This is a genomic window from Kitasatospora sp. NPDC114501 (assembly GCF_055633695.1).
Map to the genome: position 1 here is coordinate 64,718 of NZ_JBVKDS010000010.1, position 24,161 is coordinate 88,878.

Annotated in this window: 17 protein-coding genes; 12 read left to right on the plus strand and 5 right to left on the minus strand. The window is 74.5% G+C overall.

Annotated elements, in window-relative coordinates:
* Both ACZ7RU_RS19865 and ACZ7RU_RS19870 read left to right on the plus strand, forming a co-directional pair.
* The coding region (locus tag ACZ7RU_RS19865) for a DUF8189 domain-containing protein (RefSeq protein ID WP_470342238.1) at nucleotides 1-683 on the plus strand (683 nt) is incomplete at its 5' end.
* 86 nt (nucleotides 684-769) lie between these two features.
* Nucleotides 770-2,263, plus strand: a complete 1,494-nt coding sequence (locus tag ACZ7RU_RS19870; RefSeq protein WP_470342239.1) for a S1 family peptidase — start codon at nucleotides 770-772, stop codon at nucleotides 2,261-2,263.
* A 552-nt stretch (nucleotides 2,264-2,815) separates the two neighbouring features.
* Here ACZ7RU_RS19870 and ACZ7RU_RS19875 read toward each other — a convergent pair.
* Together ACZ7RU_RS19875 and ACZ7RU_RS19880 are read right to left on the minus strand one after the other, a co-directional pair.
* Nucleotides 2,816-6,532 carry an RICIN domain-containing protein gene (locus tag ACZ7RU_RS19875; protein ID WP_470342240.1) on the minus strand — a complete coding sequence of 1,239 codons (3,717 nt, stop codon included), beginning with the start codon at nucleotides 6,530-6,532 and terminating at the stop codon, nucleotides 2,816-2,818.
* Between the two features lie 139 nt (nucleotides 6,533-6,671).
* On the minus strand, nucleotides 6,672-7,130 hold the full coding sequence (locus ACZ7RU_RS19880) for a peptidase inhibitor family I36 protein (protein WP_470342241.1): 459 nt from the start codon (nucleotides 7,128-7,130) through the stop codon (nucleotides 6,672-6,674).
* Nucleotides 7,131-7,465: 335 nt separating this feature from the next.
* Here ACZ7RU_RS19880 and ACZ7RU_RS19885 point away from each other — a divergent pair, with 335 nt between their 5' ends.
* Entirely contained in the window at nucleotides 7,466-10,309 is a 2,844-nt protein-coding gene (locus tag ACZ7RU_RS19885) for a helix-turn-helix transcriptional regulator (RefSeq protein WP_470342242.1), read from the plus strand.
* A 48-nt stretch (nucleotides 10,310-10,357) separates the two neighbouring features.
* Here ACZ7RU_RS19885 and ACZ7RU_RS19890 read toward each other — a convergent pair whose 3' ends face one another.
* Both ACZ7RU_RS19890 and ACZ7RU_RS19895 read right to left on the minus strand, forming a co-directional pair.
* Nucleotides 10,358-11,620: a hypothetical protein gene (locus tag ACZ7RU_RS19890; RefSeq protein WP_470342243.1), complete on the minus strand. Its 1,263-nt coding sequence runs from the start codon at nucleotides 11,618-11,620 to the stop codon at nucleotides 10,358-10,360.
* Between the two features lie 290 nt (nucleotides 11,621-11,910).
* A complete protein-coding gene (locus tag ACZ7RU_RS19895) occupies nucleotides 11,911-12,150 on the minus strand; it encodes a hypothetical protein (RefSeq protein ID WP_470342244.1) in 240 nt (79 codons plus the stop codon).
* Nucleotides 12,151-12,345: 195 nt separating this feature from the next.
* Here ACZ7RU_RS19895 and ACZ7RU_RS19900 point away from each other — a divergent pair, with 195 nt between their 5' ends.
* Together ACZ7RU_RS19900 and ACZ7RU_RS19905 are read left to right on the plus strand one after the other, a co-directional pair.
* Nucleotides 12,346-13,566, plus strand: coding sequence for a sensor histidine kinase (locus ACZ7RU_RS19900; RefSeq protein ID WP_470342245.1), 1,221 nt, complete (start codon nucleotides 12,346-12,348; stop codon nucleotides 13,564-13,566).
* Nucleotides 13,563-14,303: a response regulator transcription factor gene (locus ACZ7RU_RS19905; protein ID WP_470342246.1), complete on the plus strand. Its 741-nt coding sequence runs from the start codon at nucleotides 13,563-13,565 to the stop codon at nucleotides 14,301-14,303. The genes ACZ7RU_RS19900 and ACZ7RU_RS19905 overlap by 4 nt, the downstream gene beginning before the upstream one ends.
* A gap of 66 nt (nucleotides 14,304-14,369) precedes the next feature.
* On the opposite strand, the gene ACZ7RU_RS19910 is transcribed toward ACZ7RU_RS19905, so the two are convergent.
* Nucleotides 14,370-15,782, minus strand: coding sequence for an amidase (locus tag ACZ7RU_RS19910; protein WP_470342247.1), 1,413 nt, complete (start codon nucleotides 15,780-15,782; stop codon nucleotides 14,370-14,372).
* A 119-nt stretch (nucleotides 15,783-15,901) separates the two neighbouring features.
* Between ACZ7RU_RS19910 and ACZ7RU_RS19915 the strand changes: the two genes are divergently transcribed.
* From ACZ7RU_RS19915 to ACZ7RU_RS19945, 7 genes are all read left to right on the plus strand, one after another.
* Complete coding sequence (locus tag ACZ7RU_RS19915; RefSeq protein WP_470342248.1) at nucleotides 15,902-16,531, plus strand: TetR/AcrR family transcriptional regulator; 630 nt, start codon at nucleotides 15,902-15,904, stop codon at nucleotides 16,529-16,531.
* A gap of 183 nt (nucleotides 16,532-16,714) precedes the next feature.
* Nucleotides 16,715-17,962, plus strand: coding sequence for a 3-phosphoshikimate 1-carboxyvinyltransferase (gene aroA, locus ACZ7RU_RS19920; protein ID WP_470342249.1), 1,248 nt, complete (start codon nucleotides 16,715-16,717; stop codon nucleotides 17,960-17,962).
* 83 nt (nucleotides 17,963-18,045) lie between these two features.
* On the plus strand, nucleotides 18,046-19,068 hold the full coding sequence (locus ACZ7RU_RS19925; protein WP_470342250.1) for an RNA ligase family protein: 1,023 nt from the start codon (nucleotides 18,046-18,048) through the stop codon (nucleotides 19,066-19,068).
* A 179-nt stretch (nucleotides 19,069-19,247) separates the two neighbouring features.
* A complete protein-coding gene (locus ACZ7RU_RS19930; protein WP_470342251.1) occupies nucleotides 19,248-19,625 on the plus strand; it encodes a YciI family protein in 378 nt (125 codons plus the stop codon).
* Nucleotides 19,622-20,884 (plus strand): RNA polymerase sigma factor, encoded by a 1,263-nt coding sequence (locus ACZ7RU_RS19935; protein ID WP_470342252.1) that lies wholly within the window; start codon nucleotides 19,622-19,624, stop codon nucleotides 20,882-20,884. Before ACZ7RU_RS19930 ends, ACZ7RU_RS19935 begins: the two co-directional genes overlap by 4 nt.
* 193 nt (nucleotides 20,885-21,077) lie before the next feature.
* Nucleotides 21,078-21,989, plus strand: coding sequence for an AurF N-oxygenase family protein (locus tag ACZ7RU_RS19940; protein ID WP_470342253.1), 912 nt, complete (start codon nucleotides 21,078-21,080; stop codon nucleotides 21,987-21,989).
* Between the two features lie 62 nt (nucleotides 21,990-22,051).
* Complete coding sequence (locus ACZ7RU_RS19945) at nucleotides 22,052-23,770, plus strand: 4Fe-4S binding protein (protein ID WP_470342254.1); 1,719 nt, start codon at nucleotides 22,052-22,054, stop codon at nucleotides 23,768-23,770.
* Nucleotides 23,771-24,161: the final 391 nt, after the last annotated feature.

Consider the following 24,161-nt stretch of genomic DNA (forward strand, 5'->3'; position numbering starts at 1 on the left):
TCGCCCTGCGCAGCGACGGCGTCATGGCCCACCTCTACAACACCGACGGCGCGGGCTGGCACGGCCCGTTCGCCCTCAACCCCTCCGGCGCGTTCGTCGGCGCACCGGCCGTCCTCCACAACCCCGTCACCAATACCCTCGAGGTGTTCGCCGTCGGCACCGACGCCTCCATGTACCGGGCGACGTGGAGCCGTGCCGCAGGCTGGACGTCCTGGATCATGGCCGGCGACTGGAAGTACAACGGCGCCCCTGTCACGGTCTACAACCCGGACACCAGGACCGCCGAGGTCTTCGCCCTGCGCAGCGACGGCGTCATGGCCCACCTCTACAACACCGACGGCGCGGGCTGGCACGGCCCGTTCGCCCTCAACCCCTCCGGCGCGTTCATCGGCGCACCGGCCGTCCTCCACAACCCCGTCACCAATACCCTCGAGGTGTTCGCCGTCGGCACCGACGCCTCCATGTACCGGGCGACCTGGAGCCGCGCCACCGGCTGGACAGCCTGGGCCATGACCGGCAGCTGGAAGTTCCGTGACTCCCCCTCCGCGGTCTACAACCCGGACACCAGGACCGCCGAGGTCTTCGGCCAGGGCACCGACGGCGTCATGGCCCACGCCACCAAGGTCGCCGACGGGGCCTGGTCCGGCTGGTCCATCGTCGGCCAGATACCCACCACCGGCTGAGCCGATCCGTCCCGCGATCCCCGCGGGGCCGTCGGCGCGAAGCCGACCGCCCCGCGGCCCGCATACTCACCCGAAGAGGAAGTCCCATGACCCGCAGCACCCCGCCCCGCTCATGGCGGGCCGGTGTACTGGCCGCGACCACGGCCGCCGGCCTGCTGAGCACCCCCACCCCGGCCAGCGGCGTGGTCGGCGAGGCCGCCGCGGCGAACTCCTATGCCTTCACAGTGAAGCTGGACATCGGCGAGGGCAAACGCGCTTGCACCGGCGCCCTGGTCGACCCGTACTGGATCGTCAGCGCCGCCGCCTGCTTTGCCGACGACCCCGGCCGGCCAGGCACCGTCCCTGCCGGAAAGCCCGCGCTCAGGACCACCGCCACCATCGGCCGCACTGACCTCACCACCACCATGGGCCAGGTCCGGGACATCGCCGAACTCGTCCCCCGCACCGACCGCGACCTCGTCCTCGCCCGCCTCACCACCCCCGTCACCGACATCACCCCGCTCGCCGTAGCGGCCACCGCACCCGTCCAGTCGGAAAGCCTACGAGTCGCCGGATACGGCCGGACCCACACCGAGTGGGTACCCGACAAGCTCCACACGGCGACCTTCGGCGTCAACACGGTCACCACCACCGGAATCGGGATCACAGGCACCGCACCGGCCGGAGCCACGGTGTGCAAAGGGGACACCGGCGGCCCCGCCGTCCGCGGGAGCGGCAACACCGTCCAACTCGTCGCCGTCATCAGCGCCTCCTGGCAGAAAGGCTGCCTCGGCAGCACCGAAACCACCCACGACGGCGCCACCGCCACCCGCACCGACGACATCGGCGACTGGATCCAGCTCGTGCGGTCCCGCCCGTTGCCACCCCAGGCACCCGGCGTACTGCGCTGGTTCCTCTCCGACTCCGCCCAGTCGAACATCAACACCCGGCCGGTCTTCGACTTCGGGGAAAGCCCGATGATCCCGCTGACGGGCAACTGGGACGGCATCGGCGGGGACACCCCCGGCGGCTACGACCCCACCACCGCCCACTTCTACCTGACCAACTCCCTCGACGGCACCCCAAGCAGCACCGACTTCGGGTTCGGCAACCCCGGCGACCTCCCCGTGGTCGGCCGGTGGGACGGCGGACGCACCACCGAGGTCGGGATCTACCGCCCCAGCACCGCCGAGTTCCACCTCCGCCACCACGACGGCACCGTGACATCCTTCATGCTGGGCGACGGCGGCAACTGGAAGCCGATCGCCGGAGACTGGACACACAAGGGCTACGACACCCCGGGGCTGTTCAACCCCAACACCGCCACCTTCTACCTCATGAACTCCATCCACAGCGGCGATGCCGACATCAGGCTCACATTCGGCAACCCGGGGGACACGCCCCTCGCCGGCGACTGGAACGGCAGCGGCACCACCCAGGTCGGCGTCTACCACCCCGCCGGCAGCATCTTCCGTCTCCGCGGCGCCGCCCCCGACGGCTCCACCGTCTCCGTCTCCTACGGCGACGGTGGCCTCCCGGTCACTGGTGACTGGAGCGGAAGCGGCAAGTCGACCCAGGGCATCGTCGTCCCGGGCCGCTGACGTACGCGGCACGCCCGGCCGGGGCGGCCTGGTGGTCACGGCAGGCGGTCACTAAACCACCCGACAAGGAATCCCCATGTCCCGCAAGACTCCGTCCCGTTCCTGGCGGGCCGGTGCGCTGTTCACCGGCCTCCACGCCGGGCACCCTCGCCGTCCCGGCCGGTGAACAGCGGAAAGTGAGGAGAAGGCCCCACAGGCACAGCGCCCCTCAACACCATCGCCCGCCCAACCATCACCCACGAAACCAAGGACAGGGAGGGAAGCAACGGGAAGGCCCCAGGCGCCGGCATGCCGCTTCCGTCCGATGGCCGACCAGCTGAACGAGCGCCCCGGGAAAAGATCTCCGGCGACGTGGGAAGCGGTACTCGGTAGACCAGGCATCTCCGCAGTTCTACGCATTGTGCCGGTTGGCCACAGCGAACGGCCGGTCGATCTTCGGATCGCCCGGCCGTTCTGTTTACCCGCGCCCCGTACGGCACGGGTCGGACCGCACGGAGGCGGCCGGCCGATCCGGGGATCGGCCGGCCGCCGGGGCTCACCGGAGGGGGCGGGTCACTGGGTGGCCGTCCGGAAGATCCAGTGGAGCCAGGCGGCACCGGAGGTGGGGGCGGTGACCGTCGTCGTGTGGTTGAACACGCCGTCGCCGAGGTTCAGGTGCTCCTCGGGCGTCGTGTGGTTGGTCAGGAGCGTTCCGTTCGCGCCGTCGGGGGTGGCGCACCACAGGTAGCCGTCGTCGTTGGGACGGTAGCCGCCCATGGTGACGGCGCTGCCGTTCGACGGGTTCCCCGGACTGGTCGCCGTCGAGTTGACGTACTGCCCCTGGTTGATCAGGTAGAAGCAGTTGTCCGAGCCGCTCCGCCCCGCGGAGACGATGCCGAACTGCTGGGTGCTCCGGTGCGAGTCGGGGGACAGGACCACCGGGTGCGGCGCCGCCGCCTGGTCGTCGACGGAGAGCGCGGAGGCCCCCGCGCCGCTCTCCTGCGAGACGATCTCGCTGAGGTCCGCGGCCTCCCGCGGGTCCTGGAGGAACCAGCGCTGGTCGGGCGAGCCGTTGTAGTCGCGGCCCGCCAGCGGCTGCCCCTGGCCCGCCGCGGTGAGGAACTGCCGGGTGACGTAGTTCTGCAGGGTCCAGGTGCCGTCGCCCTGGGGGACCGGGGCCCAGAGCTGGTCCTGGGCCGCGTTCGGCCACACCACCGTCCGGGCGTCGCGGGCGCCGCCCTCCTGGCCGAGGTAGTGGCCGTAGTAGGGCGCGCTGTTGTTGACCAGGCGGTAGTAGCCGGTGTACTCCGGGTCGGGTTCGACCGAGTACACCTGCGTCGCGATGGTGGCCCGGTTGACCGGCTGGTCGGTGACCACGTGACTGGTGCGGGTCGGGGAGGCCACGTTGGTGCTGGTGGCACTGCGCAGCACGACGTGCGTCGACAGGCTCGGCGTCGGCGACGGGGTGACCGACGGCCGGGCCGGCAGGTTGTCGAGGGTGTACACGACGGGGTAGTGGTCCGACGAGTTGATGTTGGCGCGCTCGATGTCGACGACGCGGGGCTGCCGGGGGCTGTTGTTGGGCGCGACGGCGTAGTCCAGGACCCGGGGAGTGCCGCTGCCGACCCGGTCCGTGGGGTGCGTGGGCCGGTCCTGGGCGTGGACGGAGAGATCGGTGCCGATCGCCGCGCGCAGGCTGTCCGGGGCGCGGTTGTAGTCGCCCAGGGCGATCCAGGGCAGGTGTGCCTGGGACATCTGGTCCTGGATGTTGCGCAGCAGCATGGGGTCGTCGTTGCCGCTGCCCGACCAGCCGTGCACCGTGAAGTACACGACGCCGTCGACGTTGACGCCCAGCGCGGGCCGGGAGTCGTCGCCGTTGGTGAGGATGCCTTCCCGGGCGACGTAGACGTCGTTGCGGTCGACCCGGGTGCGGCTGTAGACGGCCAGGTTGACCCGGCCGTACTCCCCGTTGCCGGTGTCCGTGCGCAGCCAGTACAGCCAGCCCGTCGGGCGGCTCGCGGTTCCCAGCCGGTACTCCTGGACCGGGATGGTGTGGAGGCCGTCGTCCGTCCAGTAGTGGATGTTGGGGGTGTCGATGTTCTGCTGGAAGGTGGCACCGCCGGGCGGGGCGCCGGCCTCCTGGAGCGAGACGACGTCGGCACCGCCCTGCCGGCTGCCGCGCCCGAACAGCTGGGGCAGGTCGTTGGCGTACTTGTTGCCGTTCGCGTCGGCGGTGTTCGCGCCCTGCATGTTCCAGGTGGCGACCTTGCGCTCGTTGGCGCTGCGCGGTTCGAGACCGCCGGTGTCGGCGAGGAAGAGCGAGGGGCGCTTGCCCAGGTCGACCGGCACCACGCCCTGGCCGGTGTAGTCGAGGGTCTCCCGGCCGGTCCAGTCGGGGATGTTCTGGCCGCCCTGGGCCAGCGGCTGGAACTGGCCGGGGGCGCCGTTTGCGGAGCCGAACTGGTAGGCGGTGCCGGTCTGGCTGCCGTACGGCGCGTACGGCTCGAACGGGCCGCCGGGCGTCGCCTGCTTGACCATCGTGTTGTTGTAGAAGACGTTCTGCGGGCCCGAGGAGCCGGACCACTTGACCGCCTTGGGGCCGGCCGCCCACCACACCGGGTACCAGGTGCCCGCGTCGACCTCGCCGCCCTCACCGCCGCAGTTGGTCTGGCAGTTGCCGGAGCGGTGCTCGTACGGGACCCGCAGGGTGTTCTGCTCGAACAGGTTGTCGTGCTCCCACCCGCCGTGCAGGTTCAGGTCCGAGTCGAGGTCGTTGCGGAAGGCGACGTTGCCGCTGGCGGACCACTGGAAGGTGAAGTGGCGCAGGTTGCGGCTGAGGTTGTAGGCGTACAGCGAGTCCCAGACGCGACTGCCGCGCAGGTAGCCGTTGCCGCCCTTGCCCTTGTTCCAGGCGCCGTCGAAGCTGTTGCGCTCGATCTGCAGGTTGCGGGCGTCCTCGGTGACGATCGGGTGCGAGCCGGTCATCTCGGCCTTCAGCCCGCGCGCCCAGTCGTTGGCGGTCCACTTGAAGACGATGCCGTGCATCGCGTACTCGGGCGCCATGTTGCCGTAGTTGTGGACGGCCTGGGCGGGGGTCAGGTCGTAGGTGCCGCCGCCCAGCTTGGGCAGGCCGGTCATGTCCTGGGTGAAGGCGAAGTCCTCGAAGCCGACGCCCTGGACCACCTTCAGCGGGGTGACCTTGCTGGGGTACGGCTTGTCGCCCAGCGCGGGGGAGCCGTCCGAGGTGGAGTCGACCGGCACGTCCCACTCCAGCGGGCGGTCCAGGTTGACGGTCTTCGCGGTGCCGTCGAAGCCGGTGACCCGGAACATCTGCTGGCGCATGTGCAGGTTGTCCATCTGACTGCGGTCGGAGACGCCCTGCTGCTCGTAGAACTTGACGCTGTTGGCCGCGCCGACCCAGACGTAGCCGCCCGGGGAGAACTTCTTCATGTCGGCCTTGGCGTCCAACTGGACGGTGCTCTGGCCCTGCCGGGCCGCGTAGCCGGGGTCGTCGGCCCGGGCGGCCACCTTGATGCCCGAGGCCCAGTGCTGGTTGACGCTGCCCTCGAAGATGTCCTTGCGGTTGGCCGGGGACGCCGCCCAGTCGTCCTGGTAGCGCTCCGCGATGTCCCGGGTCTGCACCCGGAACATGCCGCGGCCCGGCCAGATCCAGCCACCGGTGCCGACGTCGCTGCCACTGCCGGCCTTCATGCCGTCCTGGTCCCAGCGGCCGTTGACCAGGGTGTCGTAGCGGGTGTTGACGTCCGGCCGGAACACCAGCCGGGTGCCGCCGTCGCCGGAGCCCTGGCCGCGCAGGACCAGGTAGTCGGCGTCGACGTAGACCTGCCGGGAGACGTCGATCCGGCCCGCCGGGAGGGAGATCAGCGAGAGCCGGTTGAAGCTGGCGTTCGGCGAGCAGTCGGCCTTGACGTCGTCGACGGCCTTCTGCAGGCCGGTGGTGTCGTCGGCGCCGTCGTTCGCCTTCACCCCGTACCTGGCGGCGAGCACGTCCGGGGTGATGCGGCAGCCGGGGGCGTCGGTCAGGTCGTTGTCGTCGGGCAGCTCCTGCCCGCCCCGGAAGCCGACGCGGGACCAGTCCGGCATGCCGGCGGCCGGGGAGGTGCGGTTGGCGTGGGTGAGGTCCGGTCCCTCGGCGCCGGGGCCGGCGGTCACCGCGGTGACGGCCGCCGGGGCCGCCTCGACGGCGGGTGCGGCCTCGGCGAGGGTGGGCAGTGCGGCGGAGAGCAGCAGGCCGGACAGGAGCGCGGCCGCTGGTCGTAGACGTTTCATGGGACTTCTTTCCGGGTCGTCGGATGGTCCGGCTGCGGATCGGGGAGCAGGGAGGGGGCACGGCGACGCCCCCGGCCCCTTGACGGGTGCCGGGGGCGGTGGGGCGGATCGGAGGCCGCGCCCTCGACCGGGGTGGTCGCTACGGGCAGTAGAACTGGATGGACGAGATCCGGTCGTTGACGTAGGACCTGGAGGTGCCGGGGCCGTAGTCGCCCTTCGCGCCCCAGTGCCAGGTCTCCGTGTAGTCCAGGTCGGACGGGTGGAGCTCGCCGTAGGGGTCGTCCATGAACTTGGCCGAGCACTGCGAGTTGTTGATCCAGGAGGACACCTGGTTGTCGGCGATCTCCCCGTTCAGGAAGTGGACCGAGTGGAGCCGCACGATCGCCGAGTTTCCACCGGCCGGGGGAGGCGTGACGATCGCCTTCGAACCCGTCCCGCCCTCGTGCTGGTAGAGGCAGAGCGCCCACGCCGGGCAGCCGTCGTAGGGGGCGTTCGCCGCGGCGGCCGGGGTCGCCGGGGCGGCCACGGCGAACAGCGCCGCGCCGGCGAGCGCGCTCGCCACGGCGGCGGTCTTCAGCCGGAGGGATTTCAGGGCCATGGTGGAACTCGCTTTCGGGGTCGGCCGGAATCGCCGATGCGGACGGGAAACCTGCGGTGCAACTGTGTTCGACGGTGCGGCGTCGGCGCATCGGTCATTCGACTGCACTGAGTGGACGACCGCTCGCATCCCCGCAGGTCGAGACGTAGGTCATGCGGCGCGGCGAGCGGCCGGAAACGGACCGGCAAGTCCGGAGAACGACTGCCCGTCGACCGTCATAATGGTGTGCGGCCGGGGCTGTTCACGGCCGTGTCGAAGCGATTTCCCACCGAGGAGATCCGGCCTCGGCGCGCGCGTGACGGTGGCCGGAATTGCGCGGGAGGGGAACGGTAGTGGTGGGCGGGGTGGGGACCGGCGTGCTCGGGGGCGGGCCGTTGGTCGGCAGGGACGGCGATCTGCGGCTGGTCCGGGACCGGCTCGGCATCGGGACCGGCGGCGGGGCGCTGCTGCTGTCCGGCCAGGCCGGCATCGGCAAGAGCGCCCTCCTGGACACGGTCGCCGCGACCGCGCTCGCGGACGGCGCCCGGGTGCTCAGGGCCTCGGGGGTGGAGTTCGAGGCCGACTGCGGCTACTCCGGCCTCCACCAGATCCTCTTCCCCCACCTGGGCGCCCTGGAGCAGCTCGACTCCGCGCAGCGCGACGCCCTGCGCGTCGTGCTCGGCTTCGAGAGAGGCCTGCCGCCCGAGCAACTGCTCGTCTCCAACGCCGTCCTGCGGCTGCTCCAGACCGTCGCCGGCGCGCAGCCGCTGCTGCTCGTCGTCGACGACCTGCACTGGGTCGACCCGGCCAGCACCGCCGTGCTCGGCTTCGTCGCCCGGCGGGTGACCGGCCTGGGCGTCGGCTTCGTGGCGGCCGCCCGCTCCGGCGAGCTGGGCCCCCGGGAGGCCGGAGCCTTCCCCACGTACGAACTCCCGCCCCTGGACGAGGAATCGGCGGCCCGGCTGCTCGCCGAGCGGTTCCCCGGCCTCGGGCGCGGAGTGCGCCGACGGCTGCTCGCCGAGGCGGGCGGCAACCCGCTGGCCCTGCTGGAGCTGCCGACCGTCGTGCCGCCGGCCGCCTCCGCCGACTGCCCGGCCGTACCGCCGCTCAGCAGCCGGCTGGAGACGCTGTTCGGGACCCGGATCGCCCGGCTGCCGGCCGGCTCCCGGCACCTGCTGCTGCTCGCGGCCCTGGAGGGCACCGGCGACCTGGGCGTGCTGCACGCGGCCGCCCGTCAGGCCGGGGCCGGGTACGGCCTGGACGACCTCGCCCCGGTCGAGCGCGACCGGCTGGTGGAGATCGAGGAGGGCGAGCAGCGGCTGCGGTTCCGGCACCCTCTCATCCGCTCGGCCATGGTGCTCCACGCGCTGAGCGGCGAACGGCGCGCCGCGCACGCGGCGCTCGCCCACGCCCTGGCCGACCGGCCGGAACGCCGGGCCTGGCACCTGGGCGAGGCCACCCTGGAGCCCGACGAGGAGGTCGCCGCGCTGCTGGAGCAGGCGGCCGGCCTCACCCTGCGGCGCGGCGACGCCGCCGGGGCCATGCGGACCCTGATCCGGTCGGCCTCGCTCTCGCCGGAGGGGCCGAACCGGGCCCGCCGGCTCGCGGAGGCGGCCTACCTGGGGGCCGAGTCCACCGGGGCGCTGTCCAGTGCCCGCAAACTCCTGGACGACGCGCGCCAGGCCGCCCCGGAGCGGGAGGACTCGCTGCACTCGGCCACCGCGTCGGCGCTGCTCGTGCTCAACGGGGACGGGGGCGGGAACCCGGCGGACGGAACCGTGGTCGGCGGGGGCGACGACGTGGCCACCGCGCACCGGCTGCTGACCACCGCCATCGAGTCCGCGGCCGGCGCCCACGGGTACCGGGCCGACGACAAGGCACTCGTCGACGCGCTGCACGTCCTGGCGGTGGTCTGCTTCTTCGGCGCCCGGCCCGACCTGTGGCAGTTCTACGACCGGGCCGTCGAACGCCTCACCCCGGAGCCGCCGGCCATCCTGACCGTCCTGGGCCGCACCTTCGCCGACCCGGCCCGCACCGGGGCCGCGGCGCACGGCCGACTCGACGCCCTCATGGCCTCGTTGACCCTGGCCGGGGAGGAGGCCGACCCGGTGCTGATCACCCGCGTCGGCACCGGGGCCCTCTACCTCGACCGCCTCGGCGAGATCCGCGACGCGGCCTGGCAGGTGGTGCGGTCCGGCCGCGACGGCGGCCCGGCCAGGCGCTACCTCTCCGCGCTCATCCACCTGTGCCTGGAGGACTACCTCACCGGACGCTGGGACGAGGCGCTCCACCTCGCCGGAGAGGGGTTGCAGGCCTGCGAGGACCACGGGTACCGCGCCTTCGCCTGGTACTTCCTGTTCATCAGGTCCATCGTCCTCGGCGCCCGCGGGCACACGGACGAGAGCCTCGCGACGGCCGGGTACGTCATCGACTGGGCCGCGCGCCACGGCGCCCCCTGTGCCGCCCACTACGCCCACCACGCCGCCGCCGTGGCTGCCCTCGGCCGCGGGGACCACCAGCTCGCGTACCGGCATGCCGAAGCCGTCAGCCCGGCCGGCACCCTGGCCTCCCACGTCCCCCACGCGCTGTGGGTGGCCGCGCACCTGGTGGAGGCCGCCGTCCGCAGCGACCGGCGCGAGGAGGCCGCCGCGCACGTCCGGGCGATGCGTGAGGCCGGCCTCGGCGCGGTGTCCTCCCGGCACGCCATGCTGCTGGAGGCGTCGGCCGCCCTGTGCACCGACGACGACCAGGAGGCGCTGCGCGGCTTCGCCCGCGCGCTGGACACCCCCGGCGGCGACCGGTGGCGCTTCGACCACGCCCGGATCCTGCTCGCCCACGGCGAACGGCTGCGCCGGGCCCGGGCCATGACCGAGGCCAGGGCCCGGCTCGGCGCCGCGCTGGCCGTCTTCGAGGAACTGGACGCCCTGCCGTGGGCCGAGCGGACCAGGAACGAGCTGCGGGCGACGGGCTGGAACCGGCCTCGGCCGGACGACTCGAACACCCACGGGCTGAGCGCCCAGAAGCTGGAGATCGCCCACCTCGCCGCCTCCGGCCTCACCAACAAGCAGATCGCCGAACGGCTGTTCATCTCGCACCGGACGGTCGGCGCGCACCTGTACCAGATCTACGAGAAGCTCGGCATCACCTCGCGCGCCATGCTGCGCGACGCCCTCGGCCCGCGGGAGCCGGGGCGGAACTGAGGACGGCCGGGCGGTCCGCGGACCGTCCGGCCGTCCGGCGGTGCGCCGTCAGCGGGTCCAGACGATGGGGCGGGCCGAGACCGGTTCACCGGCCGCGTCCAGCTCGACGGCGGTCCCGGCGACCACCCCGTCGTCGTTGATGAACCTGGCGTTGGCGTACGGGCTGAGCGGGGACGGCGGGAGCGGCACGGCCGTCCCGTCGGGCCGCCACAGCAGCGCCGTGGTCCGGTTCCAGTCCGGCCCCTGCGCGACGCCGACCGCGGTGCCCGCGCTGTTGACGGCCATCGCCTCGCTCTGCCGGCCCGCCGGGCCGTCGAGCAGGGTCCGCGTGCCGTCCGGGTTCCAGCGGGCGGCGAGCGTGGAGCGGGCGGCGTCGAAGGCCGCCCCGACGACGGTGCCCGCGCTGTTGACGGCCCTCGTCCGGCCGGTCCCGGCGTCCCGGACGGTGCCGTCGGGCGTCCAGACCAGCACCCGGTCGAACTCCGTGCCGCCCGCGCGCCGGCCCTGTGCGAGCACCACGCCGCCGTCGGTCATCCGGGCCACCCTGGCCCCGTCGACCCCCGGCGGCAGCGGGAGCGCGGTCACGGCGCCCGCCGGGTTCCAGAGCACCGGGGTCTCCTCGTAGCGGCCGTCGGCGAGGCGCCGCTCGGAGGTGCCGGCGACGACGCCCGCGTCGGTGACCGAGACGGCCGAGCCCATGGTGTCGCCGGGCAGCACCGGCAGGTCGACCCTGGTTCCGTCGGGCTGCCACTTCAACGGCTTGGACTGGTAGACGGCGTCGTACCAACCACCGACCACCACACCGGCGTTGTTGACCGCGCTGGCGCCGCCGCCGCGGGCCCCGGCCGGCAGTTCCAGGGCCGTCGGAGTGCCGTCCGGGGCCCAGCGGACCGGGTGGTTGTCGCCCAGCGCGCGGTAGGACTCCCCGACCACGGTGCCCGTGTCGTCGAACCCGGCCGGGCGGCTGGACAGGTCGCCGGGCAGTGCTGCCAGGTCGGTGTAGCCGAGGTGGTCGGGATGCCAGCGGATGGCGTGCGGGCCGACTCCACCGGGGGTGTTCCGGTAGTACTCGCCGACGACGGCGCCGTCGCGGCCCAGGCCCCACACCAGGCTCCAGGCGGTGTCCGGCGGGGTCGGCAGGAACCGCGGGGTGGGCAGCGGGGCGGATGCTGCGGCCGGGGTGGCCGCTGTTGTGGCGGGGGCGGCCGCTGCGGTGGGGGCGAGGCCGAGCAGGAGGGCGGCGGCCGTCGTTGCGGCGCCGAGGGCGGCGGGGCGGAGGGCGGCGGGGCGGAGGGCGCGTAAGCCGGTCATACGGCGGGCTCCTGGCTCATCGGGGTGGGGAGTCGGGTATGGACGAGGCGCGGCTCTGCCTGGGGTGGCTCTTCGTGGCATGGGGGAACCAGCCATCCGGAAACTCCTGTCTCGTGAACGATCTTTTGGATCAAGGGAGTTGGTTTTCCATCGGATACCACGGCTGGTCGGGTGCCCGGTCCGGTGGCCAAGTCTCGCCCACGTTCCGTTCGTTGGCAGGGGGATCGGCGGAACGGCCGGATCCCGTCGGCCGGTTCGCGCGCCGGCCGTCGGTCCCCGCCGGGACCTCGCTACCGGTCCGCGCCTCCCGGGCCGCCTCCGCCGCCGGTGCCCCGGACGTGCACGGTGAAGGAGGCCAGGCCGGGAGGCGGTGCCCAGGTGCCGGCGGCCCGGACGGACACCCGGTAGAGGTGCGGGCCGTCGTTCCGCTGGGCGGGTGCGGCCTGGGCGGTCGCCGCGGCCAGGGCGGTGAGGGTGGAGGCGGCTGTCGCCAACAGGCCCTGCCGGAACAGCTTCTGATTGATCGTCATTGCTGCGATGGTCTGGAACTCCGGAGCCGTGGAGGCGGCTTCGCGTCGGATTCATGCGAACGAGTGGTCGCGTTCCGGCCGAATCCGGGCCGGCGGCGCCGGGTCGGGGCTCGTCGCCCGACCGTCGAGGGCCGTCGGAGATCCTCCCTCGATCGGGGGAGGGCCGGGGCGGGGCGGCCGGTGATACTGACCAGCATGATCAAGGGAATGCGGTTGCTGCTGCGCAGGTCGACGTACACGGGAGTGCTGTTCGCGGTGCTCGGGGCGCTGGCGTCGCTGCCCGTGGCGATGGTGGCGCTCGGGGCGACGCTGGGGGTGTCCGGCCGGCCGGACGCGGTCTGGGCGGCCCTGCCGCTGTGGGCGGTGCTGATCGCGGCGGCCGGGCTGCCCCCGGTGGTGCGCCGGGTGCTGGTGAAGGCGGCGCGGCGGCTGCTGGGCGTCGCGGTGCCCGACCCGGTGAAGGGCGCCACGGGGGAGCGGTGGCGGACACCGGTCTTCCTGCTGGCGCACGTGGCGCTCGGGTGGACGGTGCTGGTCACCGGCAGCACGCTGCTGGTGATGGCGCTGGCACTGCCGGGGCAGTGGGCGTCCGGCGAGGCGCGGGTGAGCCTCTTCGGGTGGTCCGCCGAGGTGACGGGTGTCTGGAGCTGGGTGGCGGCGGTGCTCAGCCTGGCGCTGGCGGCGGCCCTGTTCGCCGGGGCGTCGGGCGCGCTGCGGGCGCTGGCGCCCCGGCTGCTCGGGCCCTCGCCGGCCGAGCGGCTCGCGATGGCCGCCGAACGGGAGCGGCAGCTGGCCGAACGCAACCGGCTGGCGCACGAACTGCACGACTCCATCGGGCACACCCTGACCGCCGCCACCATCCAGGCGGCCGTCGCGGGCGAGGTGCTCGCCGCCGACCCGGCGGCGGCGCGGGCCGCCATGCGCAGCATCGAGGAGTCCACCCGGGCCGCGCTGGAGGACCTCGACTACGTGCTGGGCGTGCTGCGCGAGGAGCAGTCGGGCACCGCCCCGACCCGGACCCTCACCGACCTGCCCGAACTGATCGACCGGCTGCGGCACGCGGGCGCGGTCGTGGAACCGCGCACCACCGGGGACCTGGCGCGGGTGCAGGGCACGCTCTCCCGGGCCGCCTACCGGATCGTCCAGGAGGGGCTGACCAACGCGCTGCGGCACGGCGCCGGCGGGCCGATCGAGCTGCGGGTGGCGGCGGGGCCGGAGACGCTGGAGCTGAGCGTGGTCAACGGGGTGGGCGGCGGCGAGGCCGGGCCGGGGTCGGGCGGCTTCCCGACCTCCGGCCACGGCCTGCCCGGCCTGGCCGAGCGGGTGCGACTGCTGAACGGCGAGTTCGAGGCCGGGCCGTACGGGGAGCGGCAGTGGCGGCTGGCGGTCCGGCTGCCGATGCGGTGGTCGGCGTGAACGGGCCCGGCGCCGGCTCCGACGCGGGTGCGCCCGGCTCCGACGCGGGTGCGCCCGGCCCCGACGCGGGCGCACCGCCCGACGTCACCGTGCTGATCGCCGACGACGACCCCGTCACCCGCAGCGGACTGGGCACCCTGCTGGGCGCCCAGCCGGGCATCACGGTGGTCGGGACGGCCGCCGACGGCGTCGAGGTGGTCGAGCAGGTCCGGCGGCTGCGGCCGGACGTGGTGCTGATGGACGTGCGGATGCCGCGCCGCAACGGCATCGACGCGACCCGCGAACTGCTGCGGGAGCACGCCGAGCCCCCCAAGGTCGTGGTGATCACCACCTTCGAGAACGACGCCTACGTCACCGCCGCGCTGAGCGCCGGGGCCAGCGGCTTCGTGCTCAAGCGGCGGCCCGTCCCGCAGATCGCCGAGGCGGTGCGGGTGGCGGCGGCCGGGGAGGCGGTGCTGTTCCCCGCCGCGCTGCGCCGGATGGTCGCGGCCCGGCCGCTGGACTCGGTCGAGGCGCTTCCCCGGGCGGCGCTGACCGGGCGGGAGGAGGGGGTGCTGCGGCTGATGGCGACCGGGCTGTCCAACCCGGAGATCGCCCAGGCCCTCGCGGTGAGCCAGGAGACCGTCAAGACGCACGTGGGGAACGTGCTGGGCAAGCTCGGCGCGCAGAACCGGACCCACGCGGTGGTGATCGCCTACGAGAGCGGGCTGGTGGTGCCGGGGCTGCCGGGGGCGTAGCGGCTCCGGTGCCATGGCCTTACGACCCCCTCACCGTCCCTCACGGCCTACGGCCCCGGCACCGCTTCACGGCCTCGGGTCGATCGGGGTGAGGGTGCCGAGGCGGCCCTCGACGGCCTGGGCGGCGGCGAGGCAGAGGTCCTCCCGGAACGCCCGGCCGACCAGCTGGACGCCGGTGGGCAGGCCGTCCGCGGCGAGGCCGGTGGGGACGGCGACGGCCGGGACGCCGACGAAGCTGGTCACCGAGCAGAGCCGCATGGCGGCGGCGACCCGGTCACGGCCCGCCTGGTCCCGGGACTCCAGACCGGGTTCGACCGGCGGCTCGGTGAACACCGGGCCCAGCAGCAGCGGGTACTCCTGCAGGAACTCCGTCCAGGAGCGGCGGATGCCCATCCAGGAGCTCATCAGCCGGATCAGGCCGGGGGCGTCCGCGGGCGGGGCGACGCGCATGGTCAGGTCGATGTAGCGGTCGCCGCCCTGGCCCAGCAGTTGCCGGACGACGGGCCAGCTCGGGGCGAACTCGGTGTTGGTGAGGCGGAGATAAGCGTCGAGCGCCTCGTCCAGCCGCGGGACGTCGGGGACCTCCCGGACGTCGTACCCGGCGTCGCGCAGCGCGTCGGCGGCGGTCTCGACGGCGCGGCGGACGGTCGGGTGGACGCCGTGGCCGCCGGGATCGGCGACGACGGCGACCCGGACCGGGCCGGCGAGCGGCTCCCCGTCCAGCGGGGCGGGCACGGCGCGCGGGTCGCGCGGGTCGGTGCCCGCCAGCGTCTCGTAGGCGAGCCGCAGGTCGGCGACCGTACGGGCCAGCGGGCCGTCGGTGACCAGGACCTGGGAGGCGGGGCCCGGGTCGTCCGGGCCGATCAGGCGCTGGTCGGCGGGGAAGCGGCCGGTGGTCGGCTTGAGGGCGGCGACCCCGCAGAAGGAGGCCGGGACGCGGACCGAGCCGCCGGAGTCGTTGCCGAGCCCGAGCGGGACCATCCCGGCGGCGACGGCCACGCCGTCCCCGCCGCTGGAGCCGCCGGGGGTGCGGGCGCGGTCCCAGGGGTTGCGGGTGTCGCCGTAGAGCTCGCTGCGGGTGTGCATCCCGGCGAGGATCAGGGTCGGCAGGTTGCTGTGGCCGATCGGGATCGCCCCCGCCGCGCGCAGCCGGGCCACCGGGACGGCGTCCGCGGCGGCGACGTGGTCGCGGAAGCGCGGGGTGCCGAAGGTGGTGGGCACTCCGGCGATCGGGGTGCACTCCTTGACGGTGAACGGCACGCCCGCGAGCGGGCCCAGCTGCTCGCCGGCGGCCCGGCGGCGGTCGAGCTGCCGGGCGTCGGCGCGGGCGCGGTCGGCGAGGAGCTGGGTGACGGCGTTCAGGCCGGGGTTGACCTCGGCGATCCGGGCCAGGTGGCCGTCCACCACGTCCAGGGCCGACACCTCGCCCGAGCGCACGGCGGCGGCGAGTTCGGTGGCGGGCTTGCTCCACAGGGGCATGGGGGTCTCCTCGGCGGCTCGTCGGCCTTGTACCGATGCGGTCGCATCGGTACGGAACCCTAACCCGGGAACCGATACGCTTGCATCGCAATACCGACGGCGGGACGAGGAGGCCGGCGATGCCGAAACAGGTGGACCACGAGGGCCGGCGCCGGCGGATCGCCGAGGCCGTCTGCCTGCTGGTGGACGAGCACGGCCTGGAGGGCGTCACCCTGCGGGACGTCGCCACCCGGGCGGAGGTCTCGATGGGCGCCGTCCAGCGCTGCTTCCGCACCAAGGAGGAGATGCTCCTGTTCGCGCTCACCCACGTCGGCGAGCGGGTCACCGAGCGGGTGCGCGGCCGGCTCACCGCAGACCCGGCGCAGTCGGCGGCCGGCGAACTCGGGCTGGTGGCGGGCGAGGTGGCGCTGCTGCGCGAGGAGCACCGGGCCGAGGCCAGGATCTGGCTCGCCTTCCTCGCCGGCGCCGCCGTCAACCCGGCGCTGGCGGCGGCCCTGCGGAGCAGCTACGCGGCACTGGAGGAGCTGTTGGTGCGGCTGGTCATGGAGGCCGCCGGCGGGGAGGTCGTCGGCGGATCGGTGATCGGCGGTGCCGCCGCGGGCGGGGCCGTGGTGGCCCGCACCGAGGCCCGGACGCTGCTCGCCCTCGCCGACGGGCTCACCGCGCACGTCCTGGTCGGGCACCGGACGGTGGCGGAGGCGGAGGAGGTCCTGCACGCGCACCTGGCCGGCCTCTGGGCGCGCTGCTGAACGGTCGCCCGCCGCCCCTCGGGTGTTCGGGCGGCACCTCGTCCGCCGAGCCTTCGCCCGCCGTTGTCGCCCGGTCGCCGTCCAGTCCGTGGATGGTCCCCGAAGGCGGCGGCCCGGTGGGGCAGGATCGGCCCCGACGTCATCGGAGACACCTGTCGGACACCCGTGTTGGGAGAGCCTGCCGTGACTGCTGTGGAGATCCCGGGATCCAAGTCCATCACCGCCCGGGCGCTGTTCCTGGCCGCCGCCGCCGAGGGTGTGACCACTCTGCGCCGCCCGCTGTCCTCGGACGACACCGAGGGCTTCGCCCAGGGCCTGGACACCCTCGGGTACCGGATCGAGCGGACGGCGGACTCGTGGCGGGTGGCGGGCCGCCCGGCCGGGCCCGCCGTGCCGAGCGCCGAGGTGTACTGCCGGGACGGCGCCACCACCGCGCGCTTCCTGCCCGCCCTGGCCGCCGCCGGCCACGGCACCTACCGCTTCGACGCCTCCGCCCAGATGCGCCGCCGCCCGGTCGCCCCGCTCACCCGGGCGCTGCGCGAACTGGGCGTGGACCTGCGGCACGAGGAGGCCGAGGGCCACCACCCGCTGACCGTCGTCGCCGACGGCGTCCGCGGCGGTGAACTCACCCTGGACGCCGGGCAGTCCTCGCAGTACCTGACCGCGCTGCTGCTGCTCGGCCCGCTCACCCGGGACGGCCTGCGGATCACCGTCACCCGGCTGGTCTCCGCCCCGTACATCGCGATCACCCTGGCGATGATGCGCTCCTTCGGCGTCGAGGTGAAGCGGGAGCGGACCCCCGTCGGCGAGGTGTTCGAGGTGCCCTCCGGCGGCTACCGGGCCGCCGACTACCCGATCGAGCCGGACGCCTCCACGGCCGGCTACTTCTTCGCCGCCGCGGCCCTGGCCGGCCGCGAGGTCACCGTCCCCGGCCTCGGCCGGGACGCGCTCCAGGGCGACCTGCGGTTCGTGGACGTGCTGCGGCGGATGGGCGCCCGGGTGGACGTCGGGCACGACCGCACGACGGTGGCCGGCGACGGCCCGCTCGGCGGGATCACCGTCAACATGCGGGACATCTCCGACACCATGCCCACGCTCGCGGCCATCGCGCCGTTCGCCACCGGGCCGGTGCGGATCGAGGACGTCCACAACACCCGGGTCAAGGAGTGCGACCGGCTGGAGGCCTGCGCCGACAACCTCCGCGCGATGGGCGTCACGGTGGCCACCGGGGACGACTGGATCGAGATCCGGCCCGGCACCCCGCGCCCGGTCGAGATCACCACCCACGCCGACCACCGGATCGTGATGTCCTTCGCCGTCACCTCGCTGCGCACCCCCGGCATCACCTTCGACGACCCGGGCTGTGTGCGGAAGACCTTCCCGGGCTTCCACGAGGCCTTCGCGGAGCTGCGGGCGGAGTGGGCGGTCTGAGCCCGCCCTGCGGAGCGTGACCCGATGGCCCGCGCCGGAATCCCGGTTGCCGGCCGGCGGGCCGTGCGGCGAGGATTCCGTTCGTGTCCGAGACGGTGTTCGAGACGGAGTCCGACGGCCCCGGGCTGCGGCCCTATCCCAAGATCCCCGCGCGCGGCCGCTCCGGCGGGCCGGGCGGCCGCGAGTGGACGGCGGCGGAGAAGGTGCACGGGGCGCACTTCGCCGTGGTCTGCGAGGGCGGTTCCGTCCGGGCCGCGAAACGGCGTGAACTGCTGGACGACGAGGGGCTGGACGGCTTCTTCGGCGTGAGCCGGATCTGGCCCGAAGTGTCCGTCGCGGCGGCCCGGTTCGCCGCCGCGGTGCGCGCGCCGTGGGGCGACGCGGCCGTGGTGACGGTCTACGGCGAACTGGCCGGCGGCCGCTACCCGCACCCCGAGGTGCCCGCCGCCCCCGGCGTCGACCCGGTGCAGACCGGCGTCTGGTACGCCCCCGGCCTGCGCTGGCTGCCGTTCGACGCCACCGTCGAGACACCCGAAGGCCGGTGGTGGATCGCCGACCGTACGCTGCGCGCCGCCGCGCGGGCCGCCGGGCTCACCTGCGTGCCGCTGCTCGGGCACGGCCCGCTGAACACCCTGCACGACCTGCCGGTGCGCTACCCCAGCCGGGTGCCCGCCCTGTTCGGCCTGCCGGAACTGCCGGACAACCTCGCGGAGGGGTACGTCCTCAAACCGGCCGGGGAGTGGCGCGAGCCGGGCCCGGCCCGACCGCTGGTGAAGGTGAAGCAGCAGGCCTTCGCCGAGGACGACCGTTACGACGGCGCCCGCCCGTACCTCCCCCCGCCGGAGGGCGCGGCCGGCGTCCCCGCCTGGCTCCTCGTCCGGGCCGCCGCCCTGCTCACTCCCGCCCGGGCCGCGGCGGCCGTCGGCAAACTCGGCCCCCGCACCCCGGCGGACGCCGTCGCGGCCGAGATCGCGGCGGACACCGCGGAGGAACTCGCCGAAGCTGTGGGCGGGTTGGAGCCCGCCGTCCTCGCCGCCCTGCGGCGCTCGCTCGAACCGGGCGCGCGCTCCCTGGCGGCCTTCGACGCGGCGGACCGGCGCGGCTGACCGACGCGGCGGACCGGCGCGGCTGAGCGGGATGCCGTACCTTGATCGTCCGCAGCTCCGGGGCACGGAGGAAGAAATCTCCGAGAAGTTCCCGGCCGATGTCGAGGCCGGGTTCCGTCGCTCCGACTGAGAGGTGACAACGCGCCGACGGGGCGCGCGAGGCGGAGGGGACACCCGAGATGAAGTACGTCGCGATGATCTACGGCAACCAGGCCAAGTGGGACTCCTTCCCGGCCGAGGCGTGGCCGGAGGCGATCGCCAAGCAGGAGGCGTTCAACGCGCGGTACCGGGAGAGCGGGGAACTGGTCGGCGCGTACGGGCTGGCGGACGCGGCGGCGGCGCAGCTGGTGCGGCGGGCGGAGGGGGTGCCGGTGGTCACCGACGGGCCGTACCTGGAGACCAAGGAGTACCTGGCCAGCTTCTACCTGCTGGACTGCGAGAGTCTGGAGCGGGCCCAGCAGATCGCGGCGGACATGCCGTTCGCGGACGTGGAGCCGGTGGAGCTGTGGCCGGTCATGCACGAGTCCGCCGCGAGCGAGCTCCCGGGGCGCGAGTGAGCGGCACGACCGTCGCCGTCGAGGGCCTGCTGCGCGAACTGGCGCCGCAGGTCCTCGGCGTACTGGTGCGGCGGCACGGCGGGGCGTTCGACGCCTGCGAGGACGCGGTGCAGGAGGCGCTGCTGGCCGCCGCGACGCAGTGGCCGGAGAGCGGGCTGCCGGTCAACCCGCGGGGCTGGCTGGTGACGGTCGCGGACCGGCGGCTGGTGGACCAGGTGCGCAGCGAGTCGGCGCGCCGCCGCCGAGAGGAGGCGTCGGCGCTGGCCACGCCGCAGTCGGCGCTGCTCGCCCCGCCGGCCGACGCGCCCGACCCGGCGGCGGACGACTCGCTCGCGCTGCTGTTCCTCTGCTGCCACCCGGTGCTGTCCGTGCCGAGCCGGATCGCGCTGACCCTGCGCGCGGTCGGCGGCCTGACCACCGCGCAGATCGCCGCCGCGTTCCTGGTGCCCGAGTCGACGATGGCGCAGCGGATCAGCCGGGCCAAGCAGACGCTGAAGACGGCGGCCGGGGCGGACGGCGGGCGGCTGGCCCTGCCGGTCGGGGAGGGTGACGCCGCGCGGCTGGCCGAGGTCCGGCACGTGCTGTACCTGGTCTTCAACGAGGGCTACACGGCGAGCGGCGGCGAGGAGCTGACCGCGCCGCAGCTGTCCGTCGAGGCGATCCGGCTGACCCGGATGCTGCTGCGGCTCACCCCCGGGGACGCCGAGACGGCGGGGCTGCTCGCGCTGATGCTGATCACCGACGCCCGCCGGCCGGCCCGCACCGGGGCGCACGGCGAGCTGGTGCCGCTGGAGGAGCAGGACCGCAACCGCTGGGACAAGGAACTGCTGCACCAGGGGCTGGAGTTGATCGCCGCGGTGCTGTCGCGCGGGCAGGCCGGGCCGTACCAGGTGCAGGCGGCGATCGCCGCGGTGCACGGGGAGGCGGTGACGGCGCGGGAGACCGACTGGCCGCAGATCCTGATGCTGTACGACCTGCTGCTGCGCCTCGACCCGAACCCGATGGTCGCGCTCAACCGGGCGGTCGCGGTCGCGATGGTGCACGGGACGGCGGCCGGGCTCGCGCTCGTCGCGGAGCTGGCCGAGGACAAGCGCCTGGCCCGCCACCACCGGCTGCTCGCGGTCCGGGCGCACCTGCTGGACCGGCTCGGCACCGACCCGGCGGGCGCCGCCCGCGCCTACCGGGAGGCGGCGGCCCGTACGGCCAGTGCTCCGGAGCGCCGCCACCTGGTGGCCCGGGCGCAGCGGGCGGCGGGGTGAGGGCGTAGGCGGCGGAGCGGAGGGAGGGGGCAGCGGGCGGGCGGCGGGCGGGCTGGGCTGGGGGGCGTGAGCCGCAGGGCCGCGCGCCGGGTCGCTGCTGCGCAGGGGGTTCTCGGCGACCGGCTCTTATTGTACTGTCCGTCTAATAAGCGGGTGAGCGGGAACCCGCAGGAGCAGGCACCTGGAGGCAGCGATGGCTCTCACCTGGCAGACGGGACACGGCCACACCGAGTCCGACGACGAGGTCTCGAAGCGGCTCCTGGAATCGGCCGCCACCCTCTCCTACGACCCCTCGGCCGAGATCGACTGGGACGCCCCCCTCCCGGAGGACCACTACGGCCTCAACCCGGAGTGGAGCACCCTCTACGGCACCCGGCTGTGGGACGAGATGACCGAGCGCCAGCGGGTCACGCTCACCCGGCACGAGGTCTGCTCGATCATGAACACCGGCATCTGGTTCGAGATGATCCTCCAGCAGATGGTGCTGCGCGACCAGTACCTCAAGAACCCCGCCAGCGCCGAGTTCCGGTTCGCGCTCACGGAGATCGCCGACGAGTGCCGCCACTCGATCATGTTCGCCAGGGCCTGCGAGAAGATGGGCGTCCCCGCCTACCGCCCGAACAAGGTGATCGCCCAGGCCGGGCGCGCCTTCAAGGCGCTCGCCAAGGGCGAACTCGCCTACGGCGGCATCCTGGTGGCCGAAGAGGTGCTCGACGTCATGCAGCGCGACTGGATGCGCGGCGAGAACGTGCTGGAGATCGTCCGCGGCACCTCCCGGATCCACGTGGTGGAGGAGTCCCGGCACATGAAGTTCGCCCGGCAGGAGATCCGCGAGCGGATGCGCCACGCCGGCCCGGCCCGGCGGCGCACCTCGGCCGCCGGCATCGCCGCGGGCGCGTACGTCATCGTCAGCAGCATGGTGCACCCGGGCGTGTACAGGGCCGCCGGGCTGGACGTGCCGCGGGCGCTCGCCGAGGTACGGGGCAACGAGCACCGCAAGGCGATGATGCGCACCAGTTCCCGGCACCTGATGGCCTTCCTCGCCGAGACCGGGCTGCTCACCAGTCGCGCGGCGGCCGTCTACCGCCGGGTGCACATGCTCTGACGGTCCGTCAGGAACCGTCCGCCTCCCATCCCCCAACGCGCAGCGAGGACCCCACCCCGGCCATGGCCTACGCGATCACCCAGACCTGCTGCAACGACGCCTCGTGCGTGTCCGTCTGCCCGGTCAACTGCATCCACCCGACCCCGGACGAACCGGAGTTCGGCACCACCGACATGCTGTACATCGACCCGCGGGCGTGCATCGACTGCGGCGCCTGCGCGGACGCCTGCCCGGTGGACGCGGTGTTCCCGGTCGACCGGTTGCGTGGACCGGACACCGTGTTCGGCGACCTCAACCGCGACTGGTTCCGCGACCACCCCAGCGACCACGCCTGGGGCGCGCCCAGCTTCCCGCGCAGCCTGCCGGGCGAACTCGGGACGCTGCGGATCGCCGTCGTCGGCACCGGACCGTCCGCCGGGTACACCGCCCAGGAACTGCTGCGCGGCACCAGCGCCGAGATCACCATGGTCGACCGGCTGCCCGTCACCGGCGGCCTGCTGCGGCACGGCGTCGCGCCCGACCACCAGTCCACCAAACGGATCGCGGACAGCTTCGCGAGCGTCTTCCACGACCCCCGGCTGCGGATGCACCTCAACGTGGAGATCGGCACGGACGTCACCCACCAGGAGCTCGCCGCCCACCACCACGCGGTGGTGTACGCGGTCGGCGCGGCCGCCGACCGCCGGCTCGGCATCCCCGGCGAGGACCTGCCGGGCAGCGTGCCCGCGACCGCCTTCGTCGGCTGGTACAACGCCGAACCGACGGTGCCCGCCGACGCGGTGGAGCTGTCGGCGGAGCGCGTGGTGGTGATCGGCAACGGCAACGTCGCGGTGGACATCGCCCGCATCCTGCTCACCGACCCCGACCGGCTCGCCGCCACCGACATCGCCGACCACGCCCTGGCCGCGCTGCGCCGCGGCCGGGTCCGGGAGGTCGTGCTGCTCGCCCGGCGCGGGCCGGAGCAGGCGGCGTGGAGCAGGGCGGAGTTCCTGGCGCTGCGGCAGCTGCCGGGCGTCGAGGTGGTGGTGGCGGACCACCCGGAGGTGCGGGCGGCGATCGAGGCGGCGCAGGCGGGCGCCGGGTCGGGCGCCGGTGCGGGTACGAGGTCCGGCGCGGGGGCCGGTGCGGGGGCCGGTGCGGCGCAGGCGGCGCTGCTGGCCGGGCTGCCGCTGGTGCCGTACGACGGGGCCGCGGAGCCCGGGCCGGGGCGGCGGATCGTGCTGCGGTTCCTGTCGGCGCCGGTCGAACTGTCCGGGGACGGGCGGGTCGAGGCCCTGACCGTCGAGCGGACCGCCCTGGCGGCGGACGGCCGGGTCGAGGGCACCGGGGTGACGGACGTGCTGCGGGCCGGGCTGGTGGTGCGCTCGATCGGGCACCGGGGCGTGCCGCTGCCCGGACTGCCGTTCGACGAGCGGAGCGGGACGGTCGCGCACCGGAACGGGCGGGTCGTCGACCCGGCGACCGGCCGGCCGCTGCCCGGGACGTACGTGGTGGGCTGGGCCAAGCGCGGGCCGTCCGGCGGCATCGGCGCCAACCGGGCCTGCGCGCGGGAGACCGTGGACGCGCTGCTGGACGACGCCGTCGCCCTGGCGCTGCCCGCCCCGGCGGCGGGTCGCCGGGACTTCGAACGGCTGGTGCGGCGCCGGCGGCCGGACGCGGTCGGCCTGCGGGAGCTGCGGGCGGTGGACCGCGCGGAGCGCGAGCGGGGCGAGGCCGAGGGGCGGCCGCGGGTGAAGCTCGCCAGCGTGCCCGAGCTGCTGGCGGCGGGGCGCCGACGGTAGCGGGGCGGACCTCGGACCGGCGCCTCGGGCCGGGCAGGACGTGCGCAGGAAGTCGGGTGGGCCGACTTCCTGCGCACCCGGCCGGTCCCGCAGGGGGTTGACCTGCGGCGCGCCGGGTTGACGTGGCCGTGTCCCGGCGCGGGCGGGGTGCGTTGGGTGGGTGTGAGTGGTTTTGGGAGGCTGCCGGTACCCGAACGACAGCCAGGTGAAGAAACGATCCTGCGCGGCATTCCGGACGGACCGCAGCAGCAGCCATTGACGCCCGCGACGGCGCCCGGTCCGCCCGTGGCGGCGCCCGGCCCGCCGGCGCCTGGTCTGCCGGCGCCCGGCCCGCCGGTGGCGGCGCCCGGTCCGGAGGCGCCCATCTACGCCGAGCTGGCCCGCCGCTGGC